Genomic DNA, 16,776 nt, shown 5'->3' on the forward strand with positions numbered 1-16,776 from the left:
ATATCTTCAATTTGATTGTTGGTTAAGCAAAGTATGTCATACTCTACTTTAAGATATTAGGTTTATGAAATATCTTAAAGTACTTAACTTAGCATATAGCCTCTCAATAAGTTTCAAAAATTATCTTTGAATTTCTACCATTTCAAACGCTTCAATAATGTCTCCTTCTTTGAGATCATTATATTTTTCAATTGTAATACCACATTCATAGCCTTGAGCTACTTCTTTAGCATCATCTTTGAAACGTTTTAATGTGTCAAGTTCACCTTCAAATAACACGATACCATCTCTAATTACGCGTACACCAGCGTTACGAGTGATTTTACCTTCAGTCACATAACTACCAGCAATTGTACCAACTTTAGAAACTTTAAATGTTTGACGCACTTCAGCTTGTCCAATGACTTGCTCTTCAAATTCTGGGTCAAGTAAACCTTTCATAGCTGATTCTATCTCTTCAATAACATTATAGATAACTCTGTGTAATCGCATATCTACATTTTCAGCTTCAGCCGCACGTTTCGCACCTGCATCTGGGCGTACATTAAAACCAATAATAATACCATTTGATGCATTTGCTAATGTAACATCTGATTCATTGATAGCACCAACAGCTGTATGAATAATTCGTACATTCACACCTTCAACATCTATTTTCATTAGAGATGCGGCCAATGCTTCAACTGAACCTTGTACATCACCTTTAATGATGACATTTAAATCTTTCATTTCACCTTGTTTCATTTGCTCAAATAAATTGTCTAATGAAACATTTTTACTTTCTTGACGTTGCTGTATGACACTTGCCTCATGACGTGCTTCACCAATTCGACGTGCTTGTTTTTCATCACCAAATACAACAAAACGATCACCTGCAAGTGGAACATCGTTAATACCAGTAATTTCTACAGGTGTTGAAGGACCGGCAGATTTAATTCTTTTTCCTAAATCATTAACCATTGCACGTATACGTCCATAAGTATTACCTACAACAATTGCATCTCCAACGTTTAAAGTACCATTTTGAACAAGTAAAGATGCAGCTGGACCTCGTGATTTATCTAATTCAGCCTCAATCACAGTACCTACAGCTTGTTTATTAGGATTAGCTTTAAGTTCTTGTACCTCCGCTACTAAACCGATCATTTCTAATAAATCATCAATACCGTCTCCACTCAATGCAGATAGTGGTACAAAGATTGTGTCACCGCCCCAGTCTTCTGGAATTAATCCATACTCAGTGAGTTCTTGCATAACACGATCAGGGTTAGCAGTTGGTTTATCAATTTTGTTTACTGCAACAATCGTAGGTACTTCTGCTTCTTTAGCGTGATTTATAGCTTCAATTGTTTGAGGCATCACACCATCATCAGCGGCCACGACTAAAATTGTAATATCAGTAACTTGAGCACCACGTGCACGCATAGTCGTAAATGCAGCATGTCCAGGAGTATCTAAGAACGTAATTTTTTTACCTGAATTTTCAATTTGATAAGCACCAATATGTTGAGTGATTCCGCCAGCTTCTCCTTCTGTAACTTTAGTGTTACGAATAGAATCTAATAAAGTCGTTTTACCATGGTCTACGTGGCCCATGATTGTAACAACTGCTGGACGTTCAATTGCATCAGAATCATCAGTCTCATCATCAAAATAAATTGATAAATCTTCTTCATCAACGACTACTTCTTTCTCTATTTCAACGCCATAGTCATCTGCAATTAATTCTAATGTTTCTTCATCCAATGATTGATTGATATTAGCCATAATACCTAGTAAGAACAATTTTTTAATAATACCAGCTGATTCTACATTTAGCTTTTCAGCTAACTCACCGACAGTTATGCCTTCTTGATAAGTGATTTTAGAGGGCATTTCTTTTGTTTCTGCTACCTCATTTTGAGGTTTATTATTTTTATTATTCTTTTTATTTTTATTGTTTTTTTGATTCTTATTAGTTTTATTGTTTTTATTTTGCTGTTTTCCTTTGTTGTTTTGTTCTTTTTTCTTCGTTGGTTTACTATTATTCTTACTTTGTTGTTTTTCTTTATCGTTAGAATTTTGTTTATTATTAGATTTTTGGTGATTATTTTGAGTATTTTGTTTATTAGTGTCTTTCGCTTGAGAGGCTTTAAATTTTTTATCTAATGCTTTGATTTGTTCTTCTTCTAAAGCTTGCATATGATTTGACACTTCAACATTCATACTTTTTAACTCATCTATAATCTCTTTACTCTTTAGATTTAATTCTTTCGCATATTCGTAAATTCTTTTTTTACTCATATAATCACTCCTTACCATATTCATCTATCATTGATAACAATTTTTTTGCAAAACCATTATCTGTTATACCAATATTAACTCTATCGCTTTTACCTATTGCTAACCCTAATTCATTTCTAGTACCAAACACTTTTAATGGCACTTGGTAACTATTACATTTATTATTCATTTGTTTTAGAGTGTTACTAGATGCATCGCTAGCTAATATGACAAGTTTTATTTGATTCTTTTTAAGCTCATTTAAGATGACCGATTCGCCACTTTTGATTTTACCAGCTCTCATAGCTAAACCAAGCAAATTAAAAATTTTCATTTTAGTCATTATTTTGGGATCTCTTCTCTATAAATCAGTCTTATTATTTCTTTATAAACAGGATCAAGTGTATCTTTAGTAGCGTTAAAATATTTTTCTAAAACTTCTCTTTGTTGAGCCTTTTCAACTAAAGCTACATCTTTAGACACATATGCACCGCGCCCTTGTTTTTTTCCTGTCGCATCTGCAAAGATTTCGCCTTCTTTGTTAATAACCACTCGAATCATATCTTTTTTTGGACGCATTTCATTAGATATAATACATTTTCTCATTGGAATTTTTTTCTTTCTCATTAATTTATCACTCCAACCTATGATTCTGTGTCATTATCTTCTTCTGTTTTATCTTTTTTATCTTCATCATTTTCAGCAGCTAATTCTGTACTAGTTAAGTTTGTCTCTTCCAAGTTAACATTATCAAACTCAACATCTTCGTCACCGGAATTAACAATTTCATCTGCAACTTCTTCTGATTCAATAACAGGATAAATTCCAGCTTCTCGGGCATCAGATTCTGATTTAATATCTATCTTCCAACTTGTTAATTTAGCAGCTAAACGTGCGTTTTGCCCTCTTTTACCTATAGCTAAGGATAATTGGTAATCAGGAACTACAACTACAGTTGATTGATTCTCTTCATCAACAATTACTTCTAAAACTTGTGATGGACTTAAAGCATTACGAACAAATACTTTCGGATCTTCATCCCATTGGACGATATCGATTTTTTCGCCACCAAGTTCTTCAACAACCGCTTCTACTCGTGCTCCTTTAGAACCTACACATGCGCCAACAGCATCTATATCAGGATTATCAGAATACACGCTAATTTTAGAACGATCTCCAGCTTCACGCGCTACTGATTTAACAATAACAGTACCATCATAAATTTCTGGAACTTCTTGTTCGAATAAGCGTTTTAGTAATCCAGGATGACTTCTTGATACGTAAATTTGTGGACCTTTTGTAGTCTGTTCAACTTTATTTACGTACACCTTGATACGTTCATTAGGAATATATTTCTCATTAGGACTTCTTTCAGCTTCTGACAGCACAGCTTCAATTCTTCCTAAATTCACATATACATAGCGATGGTCTACACGGTCAATCACACCTGTTAGAATATCTTCTTCTTTATCGATAAATTCATCATATAAAATTTCTCTTTCTGCGTCTCTAAGTCGTTGCATCACAGCTTGCTTAGCTGCTTGAGCTCCTACACGTCCGAAGTCTTTCGGTGTTACATCTTGTTCATAAATATCTCCTACTTCATAGGCAGGATTTTTGACTAAAGCAGTACTTAAATCAACTTCATCTCTGTCATCAAACACTTCTTCTACGACTTCTTTACGTGCAATCACTCTAAATGAACCTTCGTCCATATTTAATTCTACTCTTACATTTCTGGCACTATCATAGTTTTTCTTGTACGCAGTAATTAAAGCTGCTTCAATTGCATCAATTAAAACTTCTCTAGGAATTTTCTTTTCCTTTTCTAAATATTCAGTAGCTAATAATAATTCATTACTTGACACGTTTTTTCCTCCTCATCACGTTAAATCATTACAGCGTGACGTGCTTTTGCTATTTTATTTCTTGGAATTTCAATTTCTTTTGTTTTTGCCTTTTCTTTAACTTCCATATTAATTGATTCATCATTTACAGATTTTAAAACACCTAACCATTCTTTATCTCCTTCAATTGGTGCATAAAGAGATACAAAAATGGGTTGATTGATAGCATTATAAAAATCTTTTTCTTTTTTTATTGGTCTTTCTGCCCCTGGCGATGCAACATCAAGATAATACATTTCAGGTATTGGATCATTTTCATCCATAACTTCACTAATTTTTTCTGAAGCTATAGTACAATCATTAAGATCTACGCCACCTTCTTTATCAATGGAAATCCTTAAAAAATGGTCTTTACCTTCTTTAACATACTCAATGTCTACTAATTCAAAGTTCAAATCATTTAAAACTGGTTGAATCAATGCTTCAACTTGCTCAGTAATTTTACTCATACAGGCCTCCTTTTTTGGCAAATAGAAAAGAGCGGGTTTATGCCCACTCTTCTGCCTGAGTTAATCATTTTTTACGCATATTTAGTATATCACAAGTCTAATAAGTAAACAAACTGATATAGGGTTACTAATAAAGATGATTGAACATATATGATATCAATTTAGTAATTAGAAATGCTTACATATCAAATATCGACAATTGTGCCTTGTCAGGTAAATCTGGCAATGAGCCTAATTCATCTAAATAGTCAATAACCTTTTGAGATAAGCCGGCTTTTTTATTTAAATCTTCTTTGGATAAAAATGGTCCCTCTTCTCTCGCTTCAACAATTCTTTGTGCAACGTTTTCTCCAAGTCCTGGCACTGAAATGAATGGAGGAATCAATGTATCCCCTTCAATGATGAAGTCAAAAGCTTGGCTTTTTTCTAAACTAATCGGTTGCAATCGAAAACCTCGATGCGCCATTTCATTCATTATTTCTAATACAGTTAATACATCTTTCTCTTTTTTCCCTAAATCCATATATCGTGAATACATATCTTTAACTGTATTACGAATACTCGTTTTATCTTTAATCATTGTTATAAGGTCAAAATCGGAAGCTCTTATGGTAAAGTATGCTGCATAATAATATAGTGGATGATGTACTTTAAAGTATGCAATTCTTACAGCCATCAGTACATAAGCAGCGGCATGAGCTTTAGGGAACATATATTTAATTTTACGACAAGAATCTAAATACCAATCTGGCACGTTATTTTCCTTCATCGCTTCAACCATTTCATCTGTTAAGCCACGACCTTTACGTACAAATTCCATCGTTTTAAAAGCCATTGACGGTTCAAGTCCAGCATACATCAGATATACCATGATATCATCACGACAGCCTATCACACTAGATAAGTCACATATCCCTTGACGAATTAACTCTTGTGCATTACCTAACCAAACGTCCGTACCATGAGATAAACCTGAAATTTGAACTAATTCTGAGAATGTCGTTGGCTTAGTATCTTCAAGCATTTGACGTACAAATCCAGTACCAAATTCTGGTACACCAAATGTACCTGTCTTACATAATATTTCGTCTTCTGTAACACCTAAACTCTCAGGACCACTAAATATTTGCATTGTTTCTTTATCATCTACTGGTATAGTTTTGGGGTCAATTCCTGATAAGTCTTGTAACATACGAATCATCGTTGGGTCATCATGTCCTAATATATCTAATTTTAAGACATTATCGTGTATTGAATGGAAGTCGAAATGGGTTGTCATCCACGCTGCACTTTGGTCGTCTGCTGGGAATTGAATCGGTGTAAAATCATAAATATCCATGTAATCCGGTACAACAATGATTCCTCCAGGATGTTGACCAGTTGTACGTTTGACCCCTGTACAACCTTTAACCAACCGATCAATTTCAGCACCACGTTTGTGAATACCTTGATCATTTAAGTAACCTTTTACGAAACCAAAAGCTGTTTTTTCAGCAACAGTACCTATTGTTCCAGCACGAAATACTTTATCTTCACCAAACAATACTTTTGTGTAATTATGAGCGTTAGGTTGATATTCACCACTAAAGTTCAAATCAATATCTGGAACTTTATCTCCTTTAAATCCAAGGAATGTCTCAAAAGGGATATCTTGTCCTTCTTTAATTAATTCATTACCACAAGTAGGACATTTTTTATCTGGTAAATCGAATCCAGATCCAACCGAACCATCATCAAAGAACTCACTTGTCTTACAATGTGAACAAATGTAGTGTGGTGGAAGCGGATTAACTTCTGTAATTTCAGTCATTGTTGCTACGAAACTAGAACCAACTGAACCACGCGATCCAACTAAATAACCATCATCTAGCGATTTCTTCACCAAACGTTGAGATATGAGGTAAATAACAGAAAAGCCATTACCAATAATACTATCTAATTCCTTTTCAAGGCGATCTATAACAATTTGTGGTAAATCTTCACCATATAGTTTTTTCGCATTAGAATAACTCAACTCACGAATTTCTTCATTAGCCCCATCCATTCTTGGCGTAAATAGTTTATCTTTTATAGGAACCACTTTTTCAATTTTATTAGCGAGCTCATTTGTATTTGTTACAACGATTTCATATGCTTTTTCTTCACCTAAGAAGTGAAAATCATCTAACATTTCATCAGTGGTTCTAAAGTGAGCTTCTGGTAATGTTGAACGATTTAATGGATTCCCTGGTTGGGATGCAATTAAAATTTTTCTGGCTATAGCATCATGTTCATATAGATAATGCGCGTTACCAGTAGCAATCACTGGGATATTAGCGCTTTTACCAGCATCTATTAATCGCTTGTAAATTTGTGTTAACGTTTCATTATCTCGTATTAATTCTCTATCCATTAAATCTTGATAAAGCGCAGGCGGTTGAACTTCTATAAAATCATAGAACTTTGCTATTTTTTCTACTTCCGACTGATCCTTCTGCATTACTGCTGTGAATAATTCACCCTCATCACAAGCTGTACCAATCAAGATCCCTTCTCGATATTCATTTAAAAGAGAACGTGGAATTCTTGGCGTACGGTAATAATACTTAACTAATGAAGCACTAACTATTTTAAATAAATTTTTAAGACCTTCTTGATTTTGAACAATGAGTGTAACGTGAGATGGACGAGCTCTTTTATATGCATCTTCATTAGTTAATTTTTTATTAATTTCTAGATGGTTGTTCACACCTAGTTCTTTCATTTGTTGAACCATTTTTATAAAAATATAAGCTGTTGCTTCTGTATCATAAATCGCTCTATGATGTTGCGTTAATTCGACACCATATTTTTTGGCAAGGAAATTCAAACCATGTTTCCCATATTCGGTATTAATTGTACGTGAAAGCTCAAGTGTATCAATTACACCGTTTGTAGAAGGTCCAAAGCCTAACCTTTCATATCCTGTGTCAATAAATCCCATATCAAATGAAGCATTATGAGCTACAAATATAGCATCTCCAACCCACTCTTTAAATTCAGTTAACACTTCTTCAATTTCGGGAGCATCAGTTAACATATCATCAGTGATATGTGTAAGATTGATAATGGTTTCAGATAATCTTTCGTGTGGATTACTAAAACGTTCAAACTTATCTATAATTTCACCGTTATGCACTTTTACTGCAGCTAATTCAATAATTTTATCATATTGATTAGAAAGACCTGTTGTCTCTACGTCAAACACCACATATGTTGCATCTTTTAAATTACGGTCTGTTGGTTTATAAGCTATAGGAACACCATCGTCTACTAGCATACCTTCCATACCATAAATCATCTTAATACCATGTTTTTCGGCAGCATTATGTGCATCAGGAAAAGCTTGTACTACGTTGTGATCTGTTACTGCTAAAGCTTGGTGCCCCCATTTAGCAGCTTGTTCAACATATGCACTAATATTAGGAATACCATCCATTTGACTCATAGACGTATGTAAATGAAACTCTACACGCTTATCTTCTGCTTTATCTTGTTTAGGTGTCTTTTTAATTTCTTCAATATCTGACATCATCATGACAAGATCCCTAACAAAAGTATCTTCTTCAATACGACCTTGAGCTCTAACCCATTTACCAACACTAAGTGCCTTAAAGTGGTCCAAGTCATCTTTATTTTTTCTTGTAAACATTTTTAATACAAGTGAATCTGTGTAATCAGTAACTTTAAGCTCAACTATATGACGTCCACTTTTAAGTTCTTTTAGGTTAATATCAAATATAACACCTTCAATAGCTACTTTGAATTCTTCTTCAATAATTGATTCAATTGGTTTTATATTTTCAATCTGAATTGGTTTTCCAATCTGACATTTTTCCACTGTACTTTCATTATTATCTTGTTGTTTCGCTTTTTCTGCTTTCATTTTTTCTAATTTTTCAGTTGCTTCTCTTGCACTTTGTTCATCTTCTTGTTGAATATGTGCTTCTAACGATGCAAGGTCATCATCGTGATTTGTTGAATCTGTTTCAAAAACGACTTTATCAATTTCAAAGCCACACTGTCTAAATGCTTTAACCAAACTACCATTACATGCCTTATCAAAATGATTTCTCTCAATGTCATTTGAAACTAAGACTTTTAAAACATTTCCACTCATAATGAGTTTTTTTTGTTTCAATTGACCTTTCACTTTTGGCGACAATCGTGTTTGATCAATACAATGTCCGAAATATTTTAAAGCAAACTCATCTTGATTGTTGGTATCTTTAATTGAAAAATCAATTGCTACTGTAGCTATTTCTTTAAATTCTTCTTCAATTGCATGTGTAAAAAGAAGATAATCTTCATGAGATAAAAAATGTGGGAGTGATATTTGGAAAGTCCATGTTCTGTTTTTATTTGAAACATCTATACGAGTGAGTTCACCTTGTTCAAGAATATCTTGTTCTAGTTGATTTGATATTTTTATTTGATCGGCAAGCACTTTAAACTTTTCTCGATTTGTCATTGCCAAAATAATAACCACCTTAATTAATACTAAATTTAAAACTATTAAACATCATTGGATATGTTACAACTGCTCATAAAGTCACTAAATAAATTCGTTTCATATTATACTACTGATTGCACGTATTTTCATGAAAAACAAATAGTAAATAATACAATAAAGAAGAGCAGGTTAGATTTAAAATTATGTTTCATCATCTTTCCTGCTCTTTATTAATATCAATTTGACTATCAAAAATTTTATTGCAACTTACTTAATATTCTTAAATAATTCTTGTAAGTAATACTCTAATTCATCAATTTGCACTTCTTCACTTAAACCGTTAATGCGTTGTTTTACCTCAACAATACCTTCTTCAGCTCTTTTACCAACAACAACTCGTACCGGTAACCCAATTAGGTCTGAATCATTAAATTTAACACCAGCACGTTCTTTTCGGTCATCATATAAAACATCGTATGAATCCATTAATTTTTGATAAAGTTGATCACCTAAAGTACGTTGATCATCCTTTTTAGGATTGATAGTAATTAGATGGATATCGAAAGGCGTTACTGATTTTGGCCAAATAATTCCATTCTCGTCATTGTTTTGTTCAACAATTGCACTTAATGTTCTTGATACTCCAATACCATAACAGCCCATAATGAGTGGTTGAGCTTTTCCCTGATTATCTAGAAAAGTTGCATTCATTGATTCAGAATATTTTGTCCCTAATTTGAAAACTTGTCCTACTTCAATGCCTTCAGCAAATTGTGCTACTCCCGAGCCATCACTTAACATCTCACCTTGTGTAATGAATCTAAAGTCACCGTATTCTGTTACATCAAAGTCTCTACCAATATTGACATTTATATAGTGATAATGATCTTCATTAGCTCCTACAACAAAGTTATTTAAATCTTGTAAGTAATTATCGGCATAAATTTTAATATCTTTATCAAAAATAGGACCAAGAGACCCCGGATTGGCATCTACAAGATTAACAATTTCATCTGGAGTAGCCATTTCAACATGTTCCGTGCCGAAATATGATTTTAATTTCACTTCATTTAATTCATGATGTCCACGAACTAGAAACATAATAAATTCGCCATCTATTTTAAAGATCATAGTTTTTACAATTTCATCTAATGGTCTCTTTAAATATTCTGCAACTTCTTGAGCTGTTTTAACATTGGGCGTCTCAACTTTAGTCAATTCCGCAAGTGCAGAATGCTTATGAGAAGGATGATAAACAACTTCAGCCTTTTCAATATTCGCTGCATAGTCACTCTCATTACTATAAACTATTGTATCTTCCCCAATTTCACTCAATGCCATAAACTCGTGTGTATGACTTCCCCCTATTGCACCTGAATCTGCCACAACCGGTCTTGCATTGATGCCTACACGTTTGAATATGCGACTATATGCTTGATACATATCTTGATAAGTTGCATCTAATGAAGCTTCATCTGAATGGAAGGAATATGCATCTTTCATAAGAAATTCGCGTCCTCTTAATAATCCAAAGCGTGGTCTTTTCTCATCTCTATATTTGGATTGAATTTGAAATAAAGTAAGGGGTAACTGTTTATATGATTTTAATTCATCTCTTACTAAAGAAGTGACTACTTCCTCATGAGTAGGTCCTAATGCAAATTCACGTCCGTTTCTGTCTTTTAAACGCATTAGTTCTGGACCATATGCACTCCAACGTCCTGACTCTTCCCATAATTCTGCTTGTTGTAAAGCTGGCATAAGAATTTCTACAGCATCTATACTTTCCATTTCTTCACGTATGATTTTAGATATATTATTTAGTACACGTGTAGCAAGTGGTAAGTAACTATATATACCACTTGTACTCTGTTTAATTAACCCTGCTTTTAATAATAAACGATGGCTTAATGCTTCCGCCTCTGCAGGGACTTCTCTCATCGTTGGTATAAATACTTTAGATTGTTTCATTCTCTTTTTCCTCCCTATTTATAAGAAATACCGTTGTATATCATTCCAAGTGACTAAAATCATAATAATAACCACAAAAAGTGCGCCTACAGCAATAATTCCTGTTTCCGCTTTTTTATTCACTGGTTTTCTAAAAATAGCCTCATATAGTACAAATAATATGCGACCACCATCAAGCGCTGGAATAGGTAGCAAATTCATTATTCCTAAGTTAACACTTAATAAAGCGGTGTATCCTACTAAATTAATAATTCCAGATTTAACAACAGAATCAACACTGTGATAAATACCAACAGGGCCATTTAACATATCAAATGAAAATTCTCCTGTAAATATACTAGCTAACATACCAACAACAGCTGTAAAAATAAGCTTACCTTTATCGAAAAAGTTATAAATACCGTAGCTTATTGGTTTAAAAACGCTGTGTTCTGTAGTAGGGGCAAAACCAATTTGATAAGTTGTTTGAGTTTTAGTTTTAGTTATCTTTCTCTCTACTTTTTTAGGTTGGAGATCTACAGACTTGTTTTGGCCATCCCTTTTAATTTTTACAGTTGTTTTCGCCGTTTTATTTTGGTCAAGAACATGTTTGATATCATCAAAATTTTTAATTTTATGATTACCTACCTGAACTATTTTATCACCTTTGTGCAATCCAGCTTCATCAGCTGGAGATTTCTTCACAACTTCTCCTATGACATTGGTTGGCGTACCTTGGTAGTATGCTAATCCAATAAATAGAACTAAAGCTAAAATAAAATTAAATAACGGACCTGCAAATAATGTTAAAAACTTTGGCAATGGTTTCTTATGTGTAAACTGTCTATCTCTTGGAGCAATTTGAACAAGGCTTCCATTTTCGACAAAAAATGCCTTTTTCGCTATAGTGAAGTGATGCCTTTCATCATCATAAGAAGTGATACCTTCAATATATAGGTCATCTTTAAAATCACATTTCTTAACTTCTATGGCTTCAATTTGTTGGAATTTATGTTGGTCATCTAGAATTATATGTGTGATTTCGTCTTGGTTATTTAACTTTATTTTTACGTTCATACCTGGTTGAACTGGTGGTTCTTCAAGACCATCACCAGCCATCCTGACATAACCACCCACCGGTAATAGACGAATTGTATATAATGTTTCATCTTTACGAAAACTAAAAATTTTAGGACCCATACCAATCGCAAATTCAGGACACATAATTCCTGCTCGCTTAGCAAAAAACATGTGTCCATATTCGTGAACAGTTACGAGTACACCAAATACGATGATAAATGAAATAATCGTAATTAAAATGCTCATGTTCTACACCTCTAATGAATTTATGTTTAATTAAAAAATCATCTAAGTAATTAAATCGATAGATAATATTAAATATTATAATATGTTAATACTTAATATCATATTATTTTGTGTTGTTGTATCTTTTCAGTTTATCAATAAGTGCTGAAAAGGAGTTAAGAGATATTCACCACTAATCAACATCTCAATAACTCCTTCATTATAACATCTATTTCATTTTACAATTCATAAATTTAAGTTTGTATCAGTAAAATATTTAATAGCGGTAATACAAACATGAAGCTATCAAATCTATCTAATATACCACCATGTCCTGGTAGTATACGTCCTGAATCTTTAACACCAAAATGACGTTTAAACCCAGATTCTACTAAATCACCTAATTGACCAAACATACTTAAAACAATTGTGACTAATAGTAAAAGCCAAATATTCATATGTAAATCTACAAACATTTGCATCACTAATGGTACTAAAATGCTACATAAAATACCACCAAAGAAACCTTCAATTGTTTTATTAGGGCTAATGACTGGCCATAACTTATGTTTACCCATAAGGCGACCAAAAATATAAGCACCCGTATCTGTTAGCCAAACTATTAAAAATGCAAATAAAATATATCTCAAGCCCTCAGAACGTGTCTCATAAAAATACATGAAGCCAATTCCTACGTATGCTACAGACATCAAACAAAATGCAGCATCCATAAAACTAAATCTGTTTTTAGATAGCACTGTATAACTTAAAACTATGAAACTCATAGCAATTAAACCTTTAAGTTGGATAACTTGAACCCATTCACCTGCATCTTGAGGTAACATGATAATAATTAGGGCTAAAGCACTAATCAGACCAGGTATAGATAAAAATTTGATCATATTCATATTAAGTAGTTCTTTTAAGGCTATCAAAGCTAATAAGAATGCGAAAAGCATTAATATTAAGCCACCTTTGAGCAAGATGGGCAAGAATATTAATAAGGCTATAATCGCGGTTAATGTTCTTACTTTCATTTTTTACTCCTCACTTAATCCTCCAAAACGTCTTTGGCGTGATTGATATATTTTCAAACACTCTCTTAACTCTTTTTCATCAAAATCTGGCCATAGCTTTTCATTAAAAATAAATTCACTATATGAAGCTTGCCATATTAAGAAATTGCTTATTCTTTGTTCTCCTGAAGTGCGTATTAATAAGTCTGGATCTGGATAACTATGAGTCATTAAATGACGCTTTATTAACGCCTCATCAATCACTTCAGATCCTTGTCCGTTTAATTGTAATTCGTTATATATTGCTTTCATACTCTGAATAATCTCAGCTCGTCCACCATAATTTATAGCAAACACAAGAGTTAACCCAGTATTGTGCTGAGTCTTAGCTTTAGCAAAATCAATAGCATCAATTGTAGATTGTGGTAAACCTTCATAAAACCCTATTGTTTCAATTTTAACATTCTTTTCAATTAATTCTGGTAGAAATGTTTTAAGGAAATTCACTGGAAGATTCATAATGTAATTAACTTCACTTTCAGGTCTAGACCAATTCTCTGTTGAAAATGCGTATAATGTTAAATACTTAATACCTATATCACTCGCTTCGCGAGTAATTTTTTTGATTGTTTGCATACCTTCATAATGGCCTTTAATTCTAGGCATTTTACGTTTTTTTGCCCAACGCCCATTTCCATCCATGATAATAGCCACATGTTCAGGTATATTATGTATGTCTAAGTCATTATTATGGTTTGTCTCAGTTTTATTTTTATTTTTCAGCTTTTTAAACATGGTCTTTCCTCCGAGCCTGATCGTCTCTGTTTATTATATTAGTTAATTAAACAATCATCTATCATTTTATCATACTCATTTATTCCATTGAATAAGCAAATAAAAAAACTGTACCAAAGTCTTAGTTGGTACAGTTTAGACTATGAAGATATTCAATGTCTAACAGATGTTTCATTTTAGATAATATACTAATATGAAAGTGTTTGCGATAATAAAATACCTATACTGACATAATATCTTTTTCTTTGTCGGCAACCAATTGATCTATTTCTTTAATCGAATTATCTGTAGCTTTTTGTACATCATCAGTTTGACTTCTTAAGTCGTCTTCAGTAATGTCACCATTTTTTTCGTCTTTTTTAAGCTGATCGTTAATATCACGACGAATATTTCTAATTGAGACTTTAGCATCTTCACCAATTTTTTTAACTTCTTTAACTAATTCTTTACGTCTTTCTTCAGTTAAAGCTGGTACAGAGATACGAATAACCTCACCATCACTCGTTGGATTAACCCCAAGATTAGCCGCGATAATTGCTTTTTCAATATCAGCAACTGATGACTTATCATATGGTGAAATAACTAATAGACGTGCTTCAGGCACATTGATACTTGCTAATTGTTGCACTGGTGTAGGTGCACCATAGTAGTCAACTGTAACACCATTAAGTAAATTAGAGTTTGCTCTACCAGCACTAATGTTAGCAAGTTCACGAGATAAGTTATCAATTGATTTTTGCATTCTAGACTTTGTATCTTTGATTATGTCACTCATTTTTTACACCTCAAAATTATTTTGTAATTAATGTTCCGATTTTTTCACCCATTACAGCACGCTTAATATTACCTTCTTCCATAATAGAGAAAACATTTAACGGAATATTATTATCCATGCAGAACGATGAAGCTGTTGAATCCATCACTTGTAAACCTTCTTGAAGCATTTGAATATGTGTCAAATGTTCATATTTAATTGCATTTGCATCAACTTTTGGATCAGCTGAATAAACACCATCTACATTATTTTTACCCATTAAAATTACATCTGCTTCTACTTCAGCCGCACGTAAAGCAGCAGTTGTGTCAGTTGAGAAGTAAGGATTACCAATTCCAGCGGCAAATATAACAACACGTTTTTTCTCCAAATGTCTAATTGCACGTCGACGAATATATGGTTCAGCAACTTGTTTCATTTCAATAGAAGTTAAAACACGTGTATCACAATCTAATTGTTCTAAACTGTCTTGTAATGCCAAAGCATTCATAACAGTAGCAAGCATCCCCATGTAATCGGCCGTACCACGATCCATACCTAGGTCGCTACCAGTTTTGCCTCTCCAAATATTTCCACCGCCGACAATGACAGCAATTTCACAATCCATTTTGGCAACTTCAGCAACTTGCTGTGCAACGCTTTTGATAATGATAGGATTTATGCCGAATCCTTTATCACCTGCTAAAGCTTCGCCACTCAATTTTAATACTACACGTTTATATTTAGAAGTTTGTGCCATTTTCTTATCCTCTCTATCGTAAAAATATGTAAATATATAAGTAAAGAAGACACGATTGTCTCCTTTCAGCTATCTTAACAATAGGCTAATAAAAAGGAAACGTGTGAGGTGTCTTCTTCCTTGTTAAACTTTATGACAGATTATTTCATTTGTCCTTTAACTTCTTCAGCAAAGTTTTCTTCACGTTTTTCCATACCTTCTCCAACTTCATAACGAACGAAATCAGTAAGTTTACCACCTTTAGCTTTTAAGAAAGCTTCAACAGTTTCGTCTGGATTTTTAACGAAGTTTTGATCTACAGCACAAATTTCTTGTAAATATTTACGTAAACGACCTTCAACCATTTTTTCAACGATTTTCTCTGGTTTACCTTCGTTTAATGCTTGTTGTTTTAATACTTCTCTTTCATGATTGATTTCTTCTTCGCTTACTTGTTCAGAAGAAACATACTTAGGGTTGATTGCCGCAATGTGCATTGCTACGTCTTTAGCAGCTTCTTCATCAGTAGTACCTTCCACTACAGTTAACACACCAATACGTCCACCCATGTGTAAATATGCACCAAATGCATCATTATCAGTTTTTGTTCTGATAGAGAAACGACGGATACTTAATTTTTCACCAATTGTTGAGATAGCTTCTTTCATTCTTTCATCAACAGTTTTACCGCTAGATAATTTAGATTCCATCAAAGCGTCTACTGTTTCTACCTTGCTATCTAAAATATGGTTAGCAATTTCTTTAACTAATTCTTGGAAACCTTCGTTACGTGCTACGAAGTCTGTTTCTGAATTAATCTCAACGATTGCAGCTTCATTATCTTTTACTTCAACGTGTACAAGTCCTTCTGCTGCGATACGGTCAGCTTTTTTAGCTGCTTTTGCAATACCTTTTTCACGTAAGTAGTCAATCGCTTTATCGATGTCACCATCAGTTTCAGTTAGCGCTTTTTTACAATCCATCATTCCTGCGCCAGTTTTTTCACGTAATTCTTTAACAAGTTTTGCTGAAATTGCCATTCATTATTCCTCCAATATAAATAGTAATTATTGATATACCTAAATTTTAGCATTATTTTAGGTTATATTTCCATTACAGTAATATGAT

Annotated in this window: 13 protein-coding genes; all 13 read right to left on the reverse strand. The window is 33.2% G+C overall.

The window, feature by feature from the left end:
* Nucleotides 1-120: 120 nt before the first annotated feature.
* Complete coding sequence (gene infB, locus FNL83_RS07705; protein WP_002468903.1) at nucleotides 121-2,283, reverse strand: translation initiation factor IF-2; 2,163 nt, start codon at nucleotides 2,281-2,283, stop codon at nucleotides 121-123.
* Nucleotides 2,284-2,287: 4 nt separating this feature from the next.
* Nucleotides 2,288-2,605 (reverse strand): YlxQ family RNA-binding protein, encoded by a 318-nt coding sequence (locus FNL83_RS07710; RefSeq protein ID WP_002439520.1) that lies wholly within the window; start codon nucleotides 2,603-2,605, stop codon nucleotides 2,288-2,290.
* Nucleotides 2,605-2,889 carry an RNase P modulator RnpM gene (gene rnpM, locus FNL83_RS07715; protein WP_001829465.1) on the reverse strand — a complete coding sequence of 95 codons (285 nt, stop codon included), beginning with the start codon at nucleotides 2,887-2,889 and terminating at the stop codon, nucleotides 2,605-2,607. The genes FNL83_RS07710 and rnpM overlap by 1 nt, the downstream gene beginning before the upstream one ends.
* 17 nt (nucleotides 2,890-2,906) lie before the next feature.
* Nucleotides 2,907-4,130 carry a transcription termination factor NusA gene (nusA, locus tag FNL83_RS07720; RefSeq protein ID WP_002456565.1) on the reverse strand — a complete coding sequence of 408 codons (1,224 nt, stop codon included), beginning with the start codon at nucleotides 4,128-4,130 and terminating at the stop codon, nucleotides 2,907-2,909.
* A gap of 20 nt (nucleotides 4,131-4,150) precedes the next feature.
* The gene (gene rimP / locus FNL83_RS07725) at nucleotides 4,151-4,618 is read right to left on the reverse strand and encodes a ribosome maturation factor RimP (RefSeq protein ID WP_002439519.1); all 468 of its coding nucleotides are present in this window, start codon (nucleotides 4,616-4,618) and stop codon (nucleotides 4,151-4,153) included.
* A gap of 178 nt (nucleotides 4,619-4,796) precedes the next feature.
* Nucleotides 4,797-9,107, reverse strand: coding sequence for a PolC-type DNA polymerase III (locus FNL83_RS07730; protein ID WP_002456566.1), 4,311 nt, complete (start codon nucleotides 9,105-9,107; stop codon nucleotides 4,797-4,799).
* A gap of 249 nt (nucleotides 9,108-9,356) precedes the next feature.
* The gene (locus FNL83_RS07735; RefSeq protein ID WP_001829513.1) at nucleotides 9,357-11,060 is read right to left on the reverse strand and encodes a proline--tRNA ligase; all 1,704 of its coding nucleotides are present in this window, start codon (nucleotides 11,058-11,060) and stop codon (nucleotides 9,357-9,359) included.
* A gap of 18 nt (nucleotides 11,061-11,078) precedes the next feature.
* Nucleotides 11,079-12,365 (reverse strand): RIP metalloprotease RseP, encoded by a 1,287-nt coding sequence (rseP, locus tag FNL83_RS07740; protein ID WP_001829501.1) that lies wholly within the window; start codon nucleotides 12,363-12,365, stop codon nucleotides 11,079-11,081.
* Between the two features lie 233 nt (nucleotides 12,366-12,598).
* Nucleotides 12,599-13,381 (reverse strand): phosphatidate cytidylyltransferase, encoded by a 783-nt coding sequence (locus tag FNL83_RS07745; protein WP_001829499.1) that lies wholly within the window; start codon nucleotides 13,379-13,381, stop codon nucleotides 12,599-12,601.
* A gap of 3 nt (nucleotides 13,382-13,384) precedes the next feature.
* A complete protein-coding gene (locus FNL83_RS07750) occupies nucleotides 13,385-14,155 on the reverse strand; it encodes an undecaprenyl pyrophosphate synthase (protein ID WP_001832561.1) in 771 nt (256 codons plus the stop codon).
* Between the two features lie 220 nt (nucleotides 14,156-14,375).
* The gene (gene frr, locus FNL83_RS07755) at nucleotides 14,376-14,930 is read right to left on the reverse strand and encodes a ribosome recycling factor (protein WP_001829472.1); all 555 of its coding nucleotides are present in this window, start codon (nucleotides 14,928-14,930) and stop codon (nucleotides 14,376-14,378) included.
* A gap of 16 nt (nucleotides 14,931-14,946) precedes the next feature.
* The gene (gene pyrH, locus FNL83_RS07760) at nucleotides 14,947-15,669 is read right to left on the reverse strand and encodes a UMP kinase (RefSeq protein ID WP_002439511.1); all 723 of its coding nucleotides are present in this window, start codon (nucleotides 15,667-15,669) and stop codon (nucleotides 14,947-14,949) included.
* A gap of 140 nt (nucleotides 15,670-15,809) precedes the next feature.
* Nucleotides 15,810-16,688 carry a translation elongation factor Ts gene (gene tsf, locus FNL83_RS07765; RefSeq protein ID WP_002439509.1) on the reverse strand — a complete coding sequence of 293 codons (879 nt, stop codon included), beginning with the start codon at nucleotides 16,686-16,688 and terminating at the stop codon, nucleotides 15,810-15,812.
* Between the last annotated feature and the right edge of the window lie 88 nt (nucleotides 16,689-16,776).

The sequence above is a fragment of the Staphylococcus epidermidis genome (assembly GCF_006742205.1).
In the GTDB taxonomy this organism is placed as follows: Bacteria; Bacillota; Bacilli; order Staphylococcales; family Staphylococcaceae; genus Staphylococcus; species Staphylococcus epidermidis.

Bases quoted from the DNA above. Each gene is read 5' to 3' on its own strand.
- rseP (WP_001829501.1), bottom strand. From the start codon at position 12,365: ATGAGCATTTTAATTACGATTATTTCATTTATCATCGTATTTGGTGTA.
- frr (WP_001829472.1), bottom strand. From the start codon at position 14,930: ATGAGTGACATAATCAAAGATACAAAGTCTAGAATGCAAAAATCAATT.
- FNL83_RS07750 (WP_001832561.1), bottom strand. From the start codon at position 14,155: ATGTTTAAAAAGCTGAAAAATAAAAATAAAACTGAGACAAACCATAAT.
- FNL83_RS07730 (WP_002456566.1), bottom strand. From the start codon at position 9,107: ATGACAAATCGAGAAAAGTTTAAAGTGCTTGCCGATCAAATAAAAATA.
- FNL83_RS07710 (WP_002439520.1), bottom strand. From the start codon at position 2,605: ATGACTAAAATGAAAATTTTTAATTTGCTTGGTTTAGCTATGAGAGCT.
- FNL83_RS07735 (WP_001829513.1), bottom strand. From the start codon at position 11,060: ATGAAACAATCTAAAGTATTTATACCAACGATGAGAGAAGTCCCTGCA.
- tsf (WP_002439509.1), bottom strand. From the start codon at position 16,688: ATGGCAATTTCAGCAAAACTTGTTAAAGAATTACGTGAAAAAACTGGC.
- pyrH (WP_002439511.1), bottom strand. From the start codon at position 15,669: ATGGCACAAACTTCTAAATATAAACGTGTAGTATTAAAATTGAGTGGC.
- rnpM (WP_001829465.1), bottom strand. From the start codon at position 2,889: ATGAGAAAGAAAAAAATTCCAATGAGAAAATGTATTATATCTAATGAA.
- infB (WP_002468903.1), bottom strand. From the start codon at position 2,283: ATGAGTAAAAAAAGAATTTACGAATATGCGAAAGAATTAAATCTAAAG.
- rimP (WP_002439519.1), bottom strand. From the start codon at position 4,618: ATGAGTAAAATTACTGAGCAAGTTGAAGCATTGATTCAACCAGTTTTA.
- FNL83_RS07745 (WP_001829499.1), bottom strand. From the start codon at position 13,381: ATGAAAGTAAGAACATTAACCGCGATTATAGCCTTATTAATATTCTTG.